At 43.1% G+C, this 16,314-nt stretch carries 15 protein-coding genes and 1 tRNA gene; 7 read left to right on the top strand and 9 right to left on the bottom strand.

Translation table 11 applies throughout. From position 1 onward, the window contains the following. Window positions 1–62 precede the first annotated feature (62 nt). From leuE to nagZ, 3 genes are read right to left on the bottom strand one after another with little or no spacing between them, the layout of a single operon-like run. A complete protein-coding gene (gene leuE / locus L3D27_RS09060) occupies window positions 63–713 on the bottom strand; it encodes a leucine efflux protein LeuE (protein ID WP_373628261.1) in 651 nt (216 codons plus the stop codon). 14 nt (window positions 714–727) lie between these two features. Further along, on the bottom strand, window positions 728–1,717 hold the full coding sequence (locus L3D27_RS09055; protein WP_432480978.1) for a manganese-dependent inorganic pyrophosphatase: 990 nt from the start codon (window positions 1,715–1,717) through the stop codon (window positions 728–730). Between the two features lie 9 nt (window positions 1,718–1,726). After that, window positions 1,727–2,845 carry a beta-N-acetylhexosaminidase gene (nagZ, locus tag L3D27_RS09050; protein WP_432480977.1) on the bottom strand — a complete coding sequence of 373 codons (1,119 nt, stop codon included), beginning with the start codon at window positions 2,843–2,845 and terminating at the stop codon, window positions 1,727–1,729. Between the two features lie 176 nt (window positions 2,846–3,021). On the opposite strand from nagZ, the gene L3D27_RS09045 reads away from it, so the two are divergent. After that, on the top strand, window positions 3,022–5,193 hold the full coding sequence (locus tag L3D27_RS09045) for a carboxy terminal-processing peptidase (RefSeq protein WP_432480975.1): 2,172 nt from the start codon (window positions 3,022–3,024) through the stop codon (window positions 5,191–5,193). Window positions 5,194–5,310: 117 nt separating this feature from the next. Here the strand turns inward: L3D27_RS09045 and L3D27_RS09040 are convergent, their stop codons facing one another. The 3 genes from L3D27_RS09040 to L3D27_RS09030 all read right to left on the bottom strand — a co-directional run bounded on the left by L3D27_RS09040 (window position 5,311) and on the right by L3D27_RS09030 (window position 9,053). Further along, window positions 5,311–6,852 carry a HAMP domain-containing sensor histidine kinase gene (locus L3D27_RS09040; RefSeq protein WP_432480974.1) on the bottom strand — a complete coding sequence of 514 codons (1,542 nt, stop codon included), beginning with the start codon at window positions 6,850–6,852 and terminating at the stop codon, window positions 5,311–5,313. A 192-nt stretch (window positions 6,853–7,044) separates the two neighbouring features. Further along, window positions 7,045–7,767 (bottom strand): response regulator transcription factor, encoded by a 723-nt coding sequence (locus L3D27_RS09035; RefSeq protein WP_284673346.1) that lies wholly within the window; start codon window positions 7,765–7,767, stop codon window positions 7,045–7,047. A 212-nt stretch (window positions 7,768–7,979) separates the two neighbouring features. Continuing rightward, complete coding sequence (locus L3D27_RS09030) at window positions 7,980–9,053, bottom strand: efflux RND transporter periplasmic adaptor subunit (protein ID WP_432480973.1); 1,074 nt, start codon at window positions 9,051–9,053, stop codon at window positions 7,980–7,982. Between the two features lie 166 nt (window positions 9,054–9,219). On the opposite strand from L3D27_RS09030, the gene L3D27_RS09025 reads away from it, so the two are divergent. Continuing rightward, window positions 9,220–9,747: a cytochrome b gene (locus L3D27_RS09025; RefSeq protein WP_432480972.1), complete on the top strand. Its 528-nt coding sequence runs from the start codon at window positions 9,220–9,222 to the stop codon at window positions 9,745–9,747. Between the two features lie 178 nt (window positions 9,748–9,925). Here the strand turns inward: L3D27_RS09025 and L3D27_RS09020 are convergent. After that, window positions 9,926–10,001: transfer RNA gene (locus tag L3D27_RS09020), tRNA-Phe, on the bottom strand. A gap of 200 nt (window positions 10,002–10,201) precedes the next feature. Here L3D27_RS09020 and L3D27_RS09015 point away from each other — a divergent pair. Next, window positions 10,202–11,131, top strand: a complete 930-nt coding sequence (locus L3D27_RS09015) for a polyprenyl synthetase family protein (RefSeq protein ID WP_432480971.1) — start codon at window positions 10,202–10,204, stop codon at window positions 11,129–11,131. Window positions 11,132–11,217: 86 nt separating this feature from the next. On the opposite strand, the gene mutY is transcribed toward L3D27_RS09015, so the two are convergent. Then, complete coding sequence (gene mutY / locus L3D27_RS09010) at window positions 11,218–12,372, bottom strand: A/G-specific adenine glycosylase (protein WP_432480970.1); 1,155 nt, start codon at window positions 12,370–12,372, stop codon at window positions 11,218–11,220. 166 nt (window positions 12,373–12,538) lie between these two features. Here mutY and L3D27_RS09005 point away from each other — a divergent pair, with 166 nt between their 5' ends. The 3 genes from L3D27_RS09005 to L3D27_RS08995 all read left to right on the top strand — a co-directional run bounded on the left by L3D27_RS09005 (window position 12,539) and on the right by L3D27_RS08995 (window position 14,281). After that, the gene (locus L3D27_RS09005; RefSeq protein ID WP_284673341.1) at window positions 12,539–13,507 is read left to right on the top strand and encodes a DNA/RNA non-specific endonuclease; all 969 of its coding nucleotides are present in this window, start codon (window positions 12,539–12,541) and stop codon (window positions 13,505–13,507) included. Window positions 13,508–13,534: 27 nt separating this feature from the next. Beyond that, window positions 13,535–13,771, top strand: coding sequence for a hypothetical protein (locus L3D27_RS09000; RefSeq protein WP_284673340.1), 237 nt, complete (start codon window positions 13,535–13,537; stop codon window positions 13,769–13,771). A gap of 141 nt (window positions 13,772–13,912) precedes the next feature. Then, entirely contained in the window at window positions 13,913–14,281 is a 369-nt protein-coding gene (locus tag L3D27_RS08995; RefSeq protein ID WP_284673339.1) for a DUF2147 domain-containing protein, read from the top strand. A gap of 98 nt (window positions 14,282–14,379) precedes the next feature. Here the strand turns inward: L3D27_RS08995 and glnK are convergent, their stop codons facing one another. Beyond that, window positions 14,380–14,718: a P-II family nitrogen regulator gene (gene glnK, locus L3D27_RS08990; RefSeq protein WP_284673338.1), complete on the bottom strand. Its 339-nt coding sequence runs from the start codon at window positions 14,716–14,718 to the stop codon at window positions 14,380–14,382. Between the two features lie 134 nt (window positions 14,719–14,852). On the opposite strand from glnK, the gene murD reads away from it, so the two are divergent. Beyond that, window positions 14,853–16,262, top strand: coding sequence for a UDP-N-acetylmuramoyl-L-alanine--D-glutamate ligase (gene murD, locus L3D27_RS08985; protein ID WP_432480969.1), 1,410 nt, complete (start codon window positions 14,853–14,855; stop codon window positions 16,260–16,262). The last annotated feature ends 52 nt before the right edge of the window (window positions 16,263–16,314 follow it).

Raw genomic sequence — 16,314 nt, 5'->3', positions numbered from 1 at the left:
CTGCCCATGTAAACAAAATAACTTGGTGCATGATGATAACAATCCTGCCATCTTGTTGGTTATTATAACTTGGCAAGCCATAAGTTTACCCCAAACCCAATGAACAACAAGCCCACCACAAGCATTGCTATAGTCATGATTATCGGACGAGAACCAAAGCTCTCTGCTAATTTTTTACCACTAAAAATCAATAGGGTTAAATATAAGAAGCTGATGAATTGCAAAATCAACGCCAAAATAAAAAAGCTCAAAAACGGCTTATCATAATCAGGGCGGACAAATTGCACAAAAAACGATAAAAAAAACAAAATCGCTTTTGGATTGGTCAGACTCAAGGACAAAGAGCGGTAAAAATAATTTTGTTTGTCTGTTTTGGGTGGGGTAAAACGCTTATTGGCGATAAGATGACGATTTTTAAAAGTCTGGTGTGCTTCAATGATTAGCCGTATGCCCAGATACGCCAGATAGCTACCACCAATCAGCTTGATGCCATCAAAAACACTTGGATAAAGTTTTAATAAGGTGCCTGCCCCAAATACGGTTGCTAGGATGAGCATGGCGTCTCCAAGCAAAATCCCTGCCATCACCATAACCCCTGCTTGCCTGCCTTGACTTGCTGATACTGACAGACAATATAGGCTATTAGGACCAGGTAAGGTGATGATGACAATCACGCCAACAAGATAGGTAATTAGGTTGTCAATGCCGAACATGGGTTAATCCTTTTTTAACTGATTGACTTTTCAAGATGATGCTTTAGTGTCGGTACTAGCTGTTTTTTACGGCTGATGATGCCTGTCAAGGTGAATAGTCCGTCATGTGGTGTGGTGTGAAAGGCTTGGCTAATGATGGTGTTTTGGACTGGGTCATGAGCATAAAGATGGCTGATTTTATTTTTGATGTCCACGATGGCAATCATAAGATAGTCAAGTCGTTTTTCTTTGGTTAATTGTTTGGCACTATCGCTTAGCTCGTTTAAGCGATGAAATATCTGCTTGGGGTCTAGCGTCTCAATGCCGGCAATCCCCCATGTCTGACCACCGATATCATACTCTTTATAGTCCATCAGTAAAATCTCATGAGCACTTAACCAAGATAGGTTGCTTTTTGCGGTGAACATTTTTTGGGCATAATCATCTTTGTCTTTTATGCTAAGATTGGCAATGTTCATCAAGTGGTGCAGAGCGTGCCTGTCGTCATCAGTGGTGGTAGGACTGCTAAGATTGAGTGTATCTGAGATGATGGCAGAGAGCATCAGCATACAGAGCATGGGTGTGATATCAATACCTCTCATGACGAACATTTCATATAGGATTGTGCAAGTACAGCCTACAGGGCGAATGTGAATCTCAGCAGGTGTGGGCGTGCTGAGATTTAACTTATGGTGATCAATCACATAACGAATGTCAAAATCGGACAAATTGGCGATGGATTGGGCTTGCTCGTTGTGGTCGGTTAGACCAATCTTATCACTTTTATTCAGTGTATCTAAGGGCTGACTGGGGTCAAGGTAGGGAAGTAGTTCATTGGGCAGACCGTCCATCTCTGCTTGAAAATTGGTAAATAGGTAGTCAAGCACAAAGCGTGTCTCAAGGTTGGGTTGACCCAATCGGTATGCGGTGGCATTGATGTGCTGTGCATTTAGATAGTATGCCAAAGCAAAGGCGGATGCAAAGGCATCTGTATCGGGGCTTGTGTGTCCAAAGATATGATGCATGATTGTGTCTTATGTGAATGAAGCCTTGTCTGAGTGGTTGGTGCTGGTTGATGTGGTGTAGTTGGTGGGGTCGTTATTGTCTTTGTTGGCGTGAATCGTTTCATCAGCAAAGAAGGCTTGATGAATATTGGCTTTGGCACGCTCATAACCATCAAAGGCAAGACGGCAGGTACTGACCAAATCTGTTTGCCAAACAGGAATCGCACTTTTCATGCGAGTAAAGCGGTTGGGTACATCGGGCATACTTTTGGCGAATTCCACTGCACGCAAGGCATCATCACGACTGTTACACACAAGTGCCATGTCGCACCCTGCTTCTATTGCAGATTTGACACGCATGGTAACATCTCCTGCAACATGAGCAGCTTTCATGGACAAATCATCTGAAAACAAGACGCCATCGTAACCAAGTTTTTCTCTTAAAATATGTTGTAGCCATACTTTTGAAAAGCTTGCTGGCTTATCATCAATTTGACTAAAAATCACATGGGCAGGCATGAGAGCACAAAGTTGTGCTAAATTATTGCGAAAACTCACTAAGTCGCACGCCCAAATCTCATCAAAACAGCGAGTATCTACGGCATCTGAGATATGCGAGTCAGGGGCGATGGAGCCATGACCTGGAAAGTGCTTACCAGTGGCTTTCATGCCAGCATCATTCATGCCATCTATAAAGCGTGAGGATAGAACGGTAACGACTTGGGGGTTGGCATGAAAGGCACGGTCGCCAATCACAAGACTGCACCCATTGATATCAAGCACAGGAGCAAAGCTAATATCTACGCCCACCGCCAATACCTCACACGCCATAAGATACCCTGCGTCATACGCAAGCGATAGAGCAAGCTCTTGATTTTTATCATAAACATCTCCCAATCGCCCCATCGCAGGCAAGGGCGTAAAGCCATCTTTAAAGCGTGCTACTCGCCCACCTTCTTGGTCGGCTGCAATAATAAGATTGGGATTGACCGCTCGCATACCGTCAGTCAATGCTCGCACTTGGGCAGGGTCTGCTACATTACGCTTAAATAAAATCACACCACCTAATGCGTCATGTGCCAAAAATGCTTTATCTTCATCGGTTAAGGTTAAGCCATCAATGTCTGCCATGATGATGCCAGTTGCCATGATATATTCCAAATAACAGTGTAAAAATTACCGCTTATTATGCCATGATTTTGGATAAATGTATCAATTTATAGAGATTTGCTCACAAAAACCATCACACAAGAAAGATTGAGTATGATAAGATAATGCGAATTTTTCTTAAGTTAATTTCTCTTATACTGATATTAAGGATAGTTATGAAGCAACAATTTTTATGGTCAGGTATGGCTGCAGCTGTGGTGGGTGTCATGCTGGCTCAGTCGGTCAGTGCGGTGGCAGCTGATGCTGATAAAGAAGGCTTTGAGCCAAGCATTGAACAAAAAGTTACCGCACGACAAGTCTCGTTTTTGCTTGACCGTTTTCACTATCTAAAACAGCCTCTTAATAAAGAGATGAGCAAACACATCCTTGAAACCTATTTTGATAGTCTAGATGCATCACGCACGCTACTATTGCAGTCGGATGTAGATGAATTTATGGCAAAGTATGGCGATACTTTTGCTGAGCGTCTAAAACGAGGGGATTTGACGGCAGGGATTGAGATTTTTGAGCGTTATCGCACTCGTGCCAATGAATATTATGATTTTGCTAAAACTGCTTTAAATAAAGAGATTGACCTTTATACCGACCAGAGCATCGTGCTTGACCGTGAAGAAGCACCTAGATTTAAAAGTAAAGATGAGCAATTACAATATTGGCAAAATCAGACAGCGTACGCCTTAATTAGCATTATTTTAAATCAAGAAGATGATAAAGCAAAAGATGATGCCTTTATTAAAAACCCTGAGTTATCTCGTGGGCAGGATTTGGTTAAGGGTGAAAATCGCACACCTAATGAGATTTTGCTAAACCGTATTGACCGTCAAAAAAAGCAACTGGCTCGTCTAAAAAATGATGAGATTATGGAGGGTATCTTAAATTCCGCCATGATGGCATATGATCCGCATAGCAACTATTATGCCCCTGTTCAGGCGAATGAAATACAGATTCAATCAAATCTGCAACTAGAAGGTATTGGTGTGTCCATCCGCCCTGACCGCAAAAACCCTGATTATATACGTATTGTTACTTTGGTTGATGGTGGACCAGCCCAAAAGACAGGTCAGGTGCGTCCTAATGATCTGATTTTAGGCGTGGCTCAAGATGGCGAAGAGATGATTGATACCATTGGTTTTAGCACTCGTGAAATCGTGGCGTTAATCCGTGGGGCGAAGGGTACATCTGTTACCATTCGTGTCAAACAGCCTAATGCCCCAGATAGCTCGGTACGCAATGTTACCATCGTGCGTGATGTCATCAAACAAGAAGAATCAGGCGTGCGTCATCGGGTGGTGGAAGTGCCTTATCAGGGTGGTATTAAGCGTGTGGGTGTGCTAGAGATTCCTAGCTTTTACCTAAATTTCACTGCACGCCGTAGTGGAGCGGGGGAAGATGAATACCGCTCTGTCAGCCTTGACACCGAAAAAGCGATTAAGGCGTTAAATGCACAAAACATCGATGGCATGGTGGTTGATTTGCGCAACAACCCAGGTGGTTCGCTTGATGAGGTGGCGAAAATGATTGGGCTATTCATCAAAGAAGGTCCAGTGGTGCAAATTCGTGATAATCAAGGCAATGTGCAAGTCTATGCTGATAAAGATGGCGGTAAACAGCTTTATGCTGGCGATATGTCGGTGCTGATTAATTTGGGTTCAGCGTCAGCATCCGAGATTTTCTCGGCAGCGATTCAAGATTATGGGCGTGGGCTTGTCATTGGTAGTACCACGACAGGCAAGGGTTCGGCACAGACACGGCATGATGATTTGGCTTTGGGTTCTGCTTCTATCACACAGCGTAAATTTTACCGCATCAATGGTGGCAGTACCCAAAATAAAGGCGTTGAGCCAGATATTGAGTTGGTTAATATCTACGAAGGCATCGAATTTGGTGAGCGAGAATATAAAAATCCACTGGAATGGGACACAATTCCTACCACCAACTACACCGCTGAAGGTAAATATAGCAAAGCACTCATTGAGCAATTAGCGGCAGCGTCTAAAGTGCGTCAAGCCAAAGACCCTCAGTTTGTTTATCTAAGCGAGCTTAACGCCATTCGCGCTCTTGACGATCGCAAAAAGCCAGTTGATGTCAATATTGACAAACGCCGTGCCAAAGACAAAGAGATAGAAAACCGCACTTTAAATGCTGCAAATGTTCGAAAGCAAGCAATGGGAGAAGCTCCTTATACTGATTGGGCAACCTATCAGGCAAGCGTGGATGCACTGGCTGAAGAGCGTGGGGCAATGAAAGAAAATGAACGACCAAAACTCCCTGAAGATGAGGCATATGTTATCGAGGCGGCTCGCCTGATGTTTGATGCTAAAAACTAAGTAAAATCTTGAAGTTTTACCATCATCTTTTAAAACACCAAACAATAAAGCTGTCAGTAAGACAGCTTTATTGTTTGGTTGGGATAACCAAGTAAGATTGTCTGTTTTTGGTTTAGGTTAGTCTCGATTAGAGCTATCTTTAAGGGTGCTTTTACCTTTTAAGGGTAATGTTACCAAAAAACGAGTTTTACCCTGCCAAGTATCGGTGGTGATTTTACCTGCATGAGCTTCAACGATTTGCGACACCAAAGACAACCCCAGTCCTGAGCCTTTTTTCTCTTGTTTTAGGCGAACAAAGGGGCTAAAAATATCCTCTCGCTTGTCCTTTGGAATGCCTTCGCCTTGGTCAATAAAGGCAAGTACAGCATAGACAGGCTCTTTGGGTGCGTTGTCTTTTTGACGAGTAAAACGCAGTAGGGATTTTTTAGATTTTTTTGGTGCATCGTCATCAAGCTGACTTAAAGGGGTTTTTGCCAAATTATTTGGGATTTGGGCAGCACAGGATAAATCAATGCTGTTATATAGATACACTTCAATGGGTGGTACGCCATGAATCATGGCATTGTTTAGTAGATTTCTCACAAGATGTGTAAGAAGTTTGGGCTGTGCTGTTATGATGACCGATTCGGCAAATAGCGATACTTCTGAATAATGTTGGCACTCGCTCTTGACAAGCTCATATAGGTCAATTTGGTCGGTTGCTTCTAGAGCATGACCTGCATCTAAACGACTTACCAATAAAATGCTCTCAACCAATTCATTAAGTCCTGTCAAATCACGGTTAATGGCAGCGGCACGCTTGTCAAACTTGGATTTGGTGTCGTCATCAAGTTTGGCAACGAGCATATCCATCATCTCAATTTGTAAGCGTATGCGAGTGATGGGCGTGCGAAACTCGTGCGATGCGTGTGCCAGTAGTAGGTTGTTGGCGTTGATGAGTTGTTCAATTTTTTGGGCAGATTGGTTAAAACCATAAGCAAGAGAAGCGATTTCATCATTGCCCTGTTCGCTAACCCGCACGCTAAAATCCCCATCGCCAAGTTTGACCATCTGCTGACTCATGTGGTTGATACGCCAAGTAATGTTGCGAGCAATCCACCATAGCACCGCTGACATGATGAGTATAAGAAGCAGTGTGCCTGTGAATAAGTTTAGTGCTGCAGAACCAGGCTTTTCTTTGGGTGGAATGCGACTTTCATACCATAGATGATAGCCTGCACTATTATCTAGTATCACATGATGATGAGTGGGTGAGAATACACCAGGAATGATGGCATCTAGCCAATCTCGATCATTGATGAGCCTGACTGGTAATGTGCTGTCTTCGGTTTGTAGTATCAGCTCGCCTGTAGGTGAGTACAGACCGATTTTGGCGTTTAGACTTTCATCAAAAATATCAAAACTGCGTTTGACCACCGCCAAGATAAAGCGCGATTTTAAAAGTTCGTTTTCTTTATTTAGGGCTTCTGCTTGAGTGATAAGGGGGTCAACTTGTGCCAAGATTTGTTCAGCGACAGCTTTAGCACGCACGGTATCGGAGTTATTGTGTACCAACTGAGCAAGAAATACCATGGCGATGGCAAAGGCGATGATTGCCAAAAATACACTAATGAATAGCTGAGCAAATAATGAATTTAAACCAAAAGAATGATGTTTCATATACCCAAAAACCACCCAAAAATCAAACAAAAGTTACAACTAATTTTGATAACTCATGCCGGCTTTGGCCAAGCTAGCATAAACCAAGCTGATGACTTGTATGATAAACTTACAATCTTATAACACAAGTCATCATAACACCAAATTCGCCCGATAAAAAAAGACCATCAAGCGATGGTCTTTTGGCTTGAATTATAATTGGTCGGTGGCGAACTGATAGCCAACACCACGCACGGTAATGATGCGTTTTGGTTGGCGTGGATTGTCTTCAATCAACGCACGCAACCGAGAGATATGCACATCAATAGCACGGTCAATATTCTCTGAACTGTCGTCATTTGGCATGGCTTGCCATAACTGCTCACGATTTAGCACCTTGCCTGCATGGGTGGCAAAATAGTGCAGTAGTTGGAATTGATGCGTGGTTAAGCGAACAATCTTATCATCAATGGTAACTTCGTGACTGTCAGGAAATACGGTCAATCGCCCAAAAGTTAAACTACCAGAATGTAGGTCGGCTTGGTTTGGGGTTTCGTGGCGACGCAATACCGCACGAATGCGAGCAAGTAGCTCTCTTGGCTCAAAAGGCTTTGAGATGTAATCATCTGCACCCATTTCAAGACCTAGCACACGATCGGTGGTGTCGCCTTTGGCGGTCAGCATGACAATCGGAACTTTATTTATTTGTGGATTTTTTGCTCCACGCACCCTCTGGCATACTTGCATGCCGTCCATGTCAGGGAGCATAAGATCAAGCACGATTAGGCTAATGTCTCTTTCTTTTGCATCTAATAGGTCAAGACCTGCTTGACCTGTGGCGGCATGATGCACTTCATAGTAATTCATTGACAGATAATCGGTGATGAGTTCTGCCAAATCTGGATCATCTTCGATAAGTAGGATTTGTTTATTCATAAGTTTTCCAATTGATACTAAAATGATTGACTGTCTTTAGATAAAAATAAAATAGTAATGATATTTGGGTGGGTATATCTTGCCAATGTTTTTGGACATTGACAAGTGTTATTTTGTAGCAAATCAATACTTTTGATGAAAATTGCGTAATTTTTCTAAGAATTGTGCAAAATTTCTCTATTTTTGATAATTGGCTGTAACATTTGATGTCGTCACTCGACTCTGACCTGTTTACCGGCTACCTGTTTTGGTAAATGCGTTAAGACAACCAAACTGTCTTCGGTAATACCTGATACCAAAAACCGTCGTGTATTTGGTTGATATTCAATGACATGGATTTTGGCAAAATGTAGTGTGGCGTCTTGTTTGATTACCCACGCATGAGCGATAATAGGGGCTTGTGGTTTATAGGGTGGTTGGTGTAGCCTGTCCAAATCAAGTGGCTTGGCGTATTCATCAACGATGGCAAAATCAGGCAGTAATGCACCAACTTCTATTTGCCCATATTCTATTACTGCTTTGGCAAGTTGATCTGATGGTAGCTTAGACCAAATGATGTCTTGTGGCAAGATTTTGATATGCACATCAATGGCGTTAAGATCACTGGGTTTGATGAGATGTTTAACTTGTCCGCTAAATCCTTGTCCATCGATACCAAGCTCAACTGTATCGCCGATAGCAATGTGCTGTTTTAGATGAGCTGGCAGGCGACTGACTAGCTTATACTCAGAGACATCGTTGATGGTGATGAGCGGAGTGGTGGGGTTGATGATGCCTAGGGGATTTGTAGTCATGCTAGCAACTACGCCATCAAAAGGGGCGATAAGTGATATCTCTGGGATATTTGGTGGCATCTCTACCAGTTCATCGTTGTCCAGATTGTCTGTTGGCGTGGCTGTTGTGTTTTGGGTGGGTGTTAGTACACCAAGCACCGAACCTTTTTTAACCGTATCGCCTATTTTGATAAACCATTGCTTGATGGTGGCATCTGTTGGACTGTATAAAGTACTACTTTTTAAAGGGGTGATGATGCCTTGTAGGGTAAAACTTGGCTGATAGCGTGCAGGCTTGATAGAACTTAGGTGTATTTTGGATAATATGACCTTGTTGTCTGCGTATCGCACAGGGGTGCTATTGATGTCTAGTTGTAATTTATGATCTTGATATTTGATGGCAGAGTCGTCTTGCTCGTGTGGTTGGGTGGTATCTTGCGTCTGCGGCTGCTGACACGCCACAAGCAGGCAAGAAATACTAAATAAAAACTCAAGCATGACGGCAGTACGCATACAGATTACCAAATTTGCTAAAATGCTTATCATAGCACACAATGTGTATGATTGTGCGACTGATGTGTAGATTGTTTCAATTCACTGTCTATTTTGGTAAAATCAACATATAATGCGGTAAAAAACAATCAAGACAAGCCAATTAGCTGTCGCTAACGGAGATTTTATGAGCAATATCCATGATGCTACCAACACTAATTCTACCCAAAAATATGCGTTATTGGTGCGTGTTTTTCACTGGATTGGGGCGTTGCTTATTTTGGTGGCTTTTATTGCCATCAATCAAGGTGATGAGTTTGTGGGGTTACATAAATCTATCGGTGCAAGTTTTCTATTATGGACGATATTGCGTATCTTGACACGCTTTGTTACTACAGCACCTTCGCCTGTATCTGCCCCTGCTTGGCAAAAGACCATCGCTCATTTGACTCATGTGGCACTCTATGTGGTCATGCTTGCCATGCCGATAAGTGGTGTTTTGATGTCTATGTATGGTGGTCGTGGCGTGAGTGTGTTTGGTCTGTTTGATTTGCCAACCATCGTGTCAATCAACCCAAGCATGGCAAAGCTGATGAACTTATGGCATACCCAATTGATTTGGTTGGTGATGTGGTTGCTTATCGTCATGCACATCGGAGCGGCATTGTATCATCAGTTTGTGATCAAAGATGGCTTGCTTAATAGAATGCGGTGATTGCATGATGGCTGATTGCCATGATGAATTGTGAAAATGGCTTGAAAAGCTGAGCTGATACCAATTAAAAGCTGTCCGATGACGGCTTTTGCTTTATGAGCAAGCTGAGTAATTCAAAGGAGCTATCAAGCAATAGGCAAATAAAAAATACCCAACCGAAGTTGGGTATTTTTAAATATGGTGGCGTGAGGCAGGATCGAACTGCCGACACACGGATTTTCAATCCGTTGCTCTACCGACTGAGCTATCGCGCCATATTTAGCTTTATTGGCTAAGTGGTGCGTATTATATATGATTTAAAAATCTTTGCAAGCATTTTTTTAATAAATTTTTAAAGATTTTGCAATTTTATATATTTTTATGCAAAATTTGACTCTGATTTGACCAAATCGGTGGTCTTTTGGGGTATGATAGTGCTTTTTGGAATGATTTTTGAGAATTGATTGGGGTTTTTATGATAACTGATGATTACAGTGATTTATCAACTCATCATGATTTAAAGCGTGCACAAGCCTTTGTGAATCATCAGCTAATGGCGGATTTTGGCGTATTGTTCAGCCATGCCAACCTGCCCAAGCCGCTTGGTGAAGCGTCTGACTATGCCATCTCTAATGGCGGTAAACGAGCGCGACCACTTTTGGTACTGGTCAGTTTTTTGGCGACAGGTGGTGATATCAATCAATTGGATTTTGTACGCCGTGCCATGCTTGCCATCGAGTGCATACATGGTTATTCGTTGGTGCATGATGATTTGCCATGTATGGACGATGATGAACTACGCCGTGGTAAACCAACCTGCCATGTGGTTTATGGTGAGGCGGTTGCCATGCTTGTAGGAGATGTACTGCAGTCGCTTGCTTTTGAAGTATTGGGTTCTGATGAGATTAACGGATTTGGCAAGATGGACGATGTCATATTTGCCAGACTAAGCAAAATTCTAGCCTACAATGCCAGACGCATGGTGGCAGGTCAGCAAGCAGATTTAAATGGCGAACAAAAATCGCTCAATCAAAACGAACTGGAGAGCATTCATCGGGATAAGACAGGAGCATTGATTGTTGCTAGTGTGCTGATGGGGGCTGTGTGTGCTGGGGCAGATGCTAAGATGCTGTCTTGGCTTGATAGGTATGCCCAACTGATTGGACTTGCCTATCAAGTGCAAGATGATGTGCTAGATGTCGTGGCAGATACTACAATGCTAGGCAAGATGGCAGGTAGTGACGAGAAGCTTGATAAGTCCACTTATGTCAAGCTGTTGGGCGTAGAAGGGGCTCGTGCTTATGCTGATTCACTGTTTGATGAGGCAAGAGATCAGGCGATGGTTTTGGGTGAGGGCAATTTATTATTACAGGTGGTGGACTGGCTGCAAAAAAGGGGGTATTGATTTTGTATTGGTAAACCACACCATTGTATTCTTGGGCTTTTAAAAGCATACTACCCATCTTGTATCTACTGAAATCTTGTTTTTGGTTATTTTCCAAAAACCTTTTCCATTGCCTTTGGAATACCCAGTCCAATACTGTCTTGTTGCCAAGTGAATTCAGCATGGATTGTTTTAAGAGCGCGGTTAATTTTATTGTATAGCTCTTTATCAATGCTAATAGATATCGGTGTCAAATGCCAGTGAAAATGCGTGAGTGTGTGTTTAATGGTTTTTTTCGCTACTAAGGTGGTATTGGGCAGAGTATCAAAAATTTGTCGTTCGGCAAGACTTAATGCTTGGGTATTGGCTAGTTGTTCATGCAATTTTTTGGCGGTTATCAAATCATTTGGTAAATCGATGGCTGTACTATTATTGATACCATCTATCATCAGCATGGGCAGGGTGTATAAGCCATCCCAAATGCCACCATTGTTGTTTCTTTTTAGCCATAGCAATGTGTCATTAAATTCTAGGACGAACACCAGCGAATGGCGGTGGGGTTTGTCTGATTTTTTGGTTTTGACAGGATAGGCGGTGGGGTTGCCATCTTGGTAAGCGGTGCAGTCATCAGATAAAGGGCAGGCATGGCAATCAGGGCGTGTGCGAGTACAGACAGTCGCTCCAAGATCCATCATTGCTTGGGCGAATTTACCGCTGTCATGCGTAGGAGTGAGTGTGTCAGCAAGAGACCATAGCACTTTATTGGTGGTAGACTTGGTAATATCACCGTCAATCCCTGCCCAGCGTGTCAGCACTCGCTTGACATTGCCATCACATATCACACCACGCCCACGCACCCCCATAGAAACAATCGCTCCTGCGGTTGAGCGACCCACACCACTGATTTTTTCCCATTCATCAGTCGTTTGGGGAAAATGCCCATGATGGGCAATAAAGTCGGCAACTTGTTTGGCTCCTTTGTGTAGGTTTCTGGCTCGAGCATAATAGCCAAGCCCTGCCCAAAGTTTTGCTACACTGTCCCAGTTGGCAGCAGCCAAGTCTTCTACAGTGGGAAACTGTTCTATAAAACGCTCAAAATAGCCCAGAACGGTTGCTACTTGGGTTTGTTGTAGCATAATCTCGGATAGCCATACTGCATAGATGTCAGCCGTGTCTTGGTGGTGGTATTGCCAAGGTAAATCATGGCGACCGTGTGAGGTAAACCAAGTCAGCAAGCGTGGAGCAAAAGTGTGGTGGTTCATGGGTGTGTTTTATTTTTTGAAACAAAAAGACTATATGGGGATAATGGGTGGATTTTTCATGGTTTTTATGGATTTGTTGGCATAGTGTAGATAAGAATTTATAAGATTTCAACAGGATAATGATGGTTTTGCTAGGGTTTTTTGATGTGGTTTTTGGTATAATTAAATGATGAGATATTTATTTGTGATTTATCTAAGCGTTGCTTACCTAATGATGGGTGCTGGTCTTTTGACCGCACAAACTGCCATCGCTACGCAAGTTGTAGCGACCACTACAGATTTTGCTGTGGGGTTTGACGATGTCTTTGCTCAGTGTCGCCAGCATTTTTATGATGGTAAATCGCCCACGCTTGTAGGGTCTCGTGGCGAACGACTCAATAAAGAGCTTGATGCTTTATGCTTTGAGGGCTTTGCAGTACTGCATTCAGGTGTATCTCGCACACCTTTATGGTCGGCGGAATATCTTACTCGTGAGCGTATTGAACAGGCACGCACATTGGTACGCAATGACAGTTTTCGTGCTGAAAGTCGGTTGGCTCACAGCAGGCGTGCAGAGTTGTCCGACTATAGTCATTCAGGCTTTGATCGTGGGCATTTATCCCCAAATGGCGACATGGCAAATACACACACGCAATATGAGAGTTTTAGCCTTGCCAATATCGTTCCCCAAAACGGCACGCACAACCGCAATGTTTGGCGACACATTGAAACTGCCACACGCAATCTTACCATCAAATATGGTGATGTTTATGTGGTTAATGGTGTGGTTTTTGATGGAAAAACGATTGCACGCATCGGCGGCCGTGTGATGGTGCCAAGCCATTTGTTTAAGGCGGTGTATATCCCAAGTCTGAATCAGGCGGGCGTGTATTATTCACCCAATATTGAAAGTGCAAGCTATGAGATCATCAGCTTAAACGAACTACAAAGCCGTACCGGCATGAGTGTTTTTCCGATGTTGCCAACCCCAGTTCAAAATCAAGCCTACCAGTTATCAGAATCAAACAATGATGGAAAGCAGATGGGTGGTAAGGCTGAAGTGGAGAGGGACAAGATAAACTTAAGTAGCATGAGTGGTTGGTTGCTTTTTATCCTTGAAATCTTGAAATATTTCATCACGGTAATCAATCGCTAGGCTGAATTGATGTCATTAGGAGTGGTTATGGATATTTTTAATAATGAACACGAAGTGCTGACCATTGGTAATCTGATAATAGAAAACCGTCTAGGTCATGTCATCATTCATGGCGATGTGCAAATCAAGGCTGATGAAGTGGGGCGGTCTCATGCCAAAGCGTTGGCGGAATTTGCCCAAAATTTACTCATGGCGACAGACGAGCAAGATGAGCAGGATTTATCTGTTAAACAGATGGAAGTGATTGACAATCCGTTTGGTTAAGTATTGTATCGGTAATACAGCTTAATAAAACTACCACAAAAAGGGCATTTTCTTACAGCGATTGGCATTGCTTTTGACGACAGGATTGATATAATGAATTTATGCTTGTTATTTTGACAAGTGGTTTTTAAGGAGATGGTTATGAAAATGACAAAAATTATCGCAGTGGCAGCGGCATTAACTTTAGCGGGCACAGCATTTGCTGCTGACCCAATCGTTGGTAACTGGCAGATGAGTGAAGATGGTCAGCCAAAAGCTGTCGTACAAATCAGCGAGTCTGGCGGCAAGTTCACAGGCGTAGTCGTATCAGGTCAAACTGAAAAAGCCAAAAAATTTGTTGGTAAAACAGTCATTCTAAACGCCCAAAATCTTGGTGATGGCAAGTACAAGGGTAAGGCAAAAGATCCTCGTTGGGGCTTGATACCTGCAGTAAACGCAGACATTACGCTAAACGGCAATAAACTTACCCTAAAAACGCTAAAGGGTTCTCAAGTTTTAACTCGTAAGTAATTTAAGTAGTTCAAGTTTTGATTTTTTGATTAGAATCACTGAATGGCAATAAAAAACGCATCAATCACGATGCGTTTTTTATTGTTGCTTGTTTGATATTATAAGGCAGATTCGTCAGTCTCGCCTGTTCTAATACGGATTACTCTTTCAAGTGGCGTTACAAAAATCTTGCCATCGCCAATTTTACCTGTGTTAGCGGCACTGATAATTGCTTCGATGATGAGATCTGTCATGTCGTCAGTGCAGGCGATTTCAAGTTTGATTTTTGGTAAAAAATCCACCACATATTCAGCACCACGGTACATCTCGGTATGACCTTTTTGGCGACCAAAGCCCTTAACTTCGGTGATGGTGATGCCGTTGATGCCAATTTCTGAGAGTGCTTCTCTGACATCGTCTAGTTTAAAAGGTTTGATGATTGCCGAAACGAGTTTCATGAAATTTCCTTGGCGTTAAGTGTGAATTTATTGATGAATAGATTATACCGCCAAATGCTACAAAAATTCAATGTGCATTGATGCAAATTCTGCTACAATAGGTTGTCATTATAGCAAACACGGTGAGAGTAATTATGACAGAACCAGTAGAGTTGTTGTATGTGGTCGTTGGACTTGGTGCATCAGGACTATCAGCGGTTAATTTTTTGACAGCAAAGGGGCATACAGTCTTAGTGGTTGACGAGCAGTCAGCACCAGGTCTTGCTTCTAAGTTACCTGAAGGTGTGCAGACAGCTTTTGGTGGTATTGACCAAAACCTACTATTATCAGCAAGCACCATCGTGATTAGCCCAGGGGTTGACCCTAGACATTCAGCGATAGTGGCTGCCAAGGTAGCAGGCATACCTGTGGTAAGTGATGTGCAACTGTTTGTTGATGAGTTGCGTGTGCGTGATGAGAAGTTAGGCAAGCAGACGCCGATAGTTGCCATCACAGGCTCAAACGCCAAATCCACTGTAACAACTTTGGTTGGTGAGATGGCAAAAGCATCTGGTAAAGTAGTTGGTGTAGGTGGTAATATTGGTACGCCAGCACTTGAACTACTTAGCATTGCCGATTTGGATATGGTGGTGCTTGAATTATCCAGTTTTCAGCTAGAGCATATTGGTAGGCTGGGTGCATCAGTGGCAACCATCTTGAATATCTCGCCAGACCACCTAGATAGACATGGCGATATGCAAGGTTATCTTGCTCAAAAACTGCGTATTTTTCATGAAGCAGGGGCGGCTGTCATCTGTATTGATGATGAATCTTTGCAGGTTTCTTGTCAGCAAGCCTTATTGGAAAAAGGGGTGGGTGGTGCAGGCGTTATCACTACCAGTGGCACTATTGATGGGGGTGATCAAGCCGATTTGTATCTTGTTAAAGAGCAGGGTGTGATTTGGCTATGCCGACAAGGCAAGCGACTCATATCCGCTGACGAAGTATTCATCAAAGGCGGGCATAATTTATTAAATGCCTTGTCTGCCCTTGCTTTGGGCGTGATGGTTGGGCTTGAGATGAGTGCCATGCTTAAGGTATTGGGGGAATTTCGTGGGCTACCGCACCGCTGTGAATATGTTGATAAGGTGGCAAATCGTGCCTACTTTAATGATTCAAAAGGAACTAATATAGGCTCAACCATTGCTGCGGTTGATGGGCTTGGGGCGGTCTATGACGAGCGTTCTTTGGCACTCATTTTGGGTGGACTGGGTAAGGGTCAGGATTTTAGTGAGCTTAGCGATTGTGTAGAAAAATATGTGCATTCCATCTATCTCATTGGTGCTGATGCTCAAGCCATCGAAAAAGGACTGCTTGCCAAGCCATCACTGGCAAGGCGTATTCATCATGCAGGCAATATGCAGACAGCCTTTGCTTTAGCCAGTGGTAGCGACGCTAAGGCGGTGTTACTATCGCCAGCGTGTGCCAGCTTTGACCAATTTAAAAGCTATAGCGATCGTGGTGAGCAATTCGTGGCGATGGTCAAAGCCTTGACGACTGCTTGATGTTGTGATTGTCCAATAAAACCACCAACAGAGTGGTCTTATTGGATTTATG

This window comes from Moraxella sp. ZY200743, from assembly GCF_050885545.1.
GTDB classification, from domain to species: domain Bacteria; phylum Pseudomonadota; class Gammaproteobacteria; order Pseudomonadales; family Moraxellaceae; genus Moraxella; species Moraxella haemolytica.
This window is presented reverse-complemented; position numbering and strand designations above follow the sequence as displayed.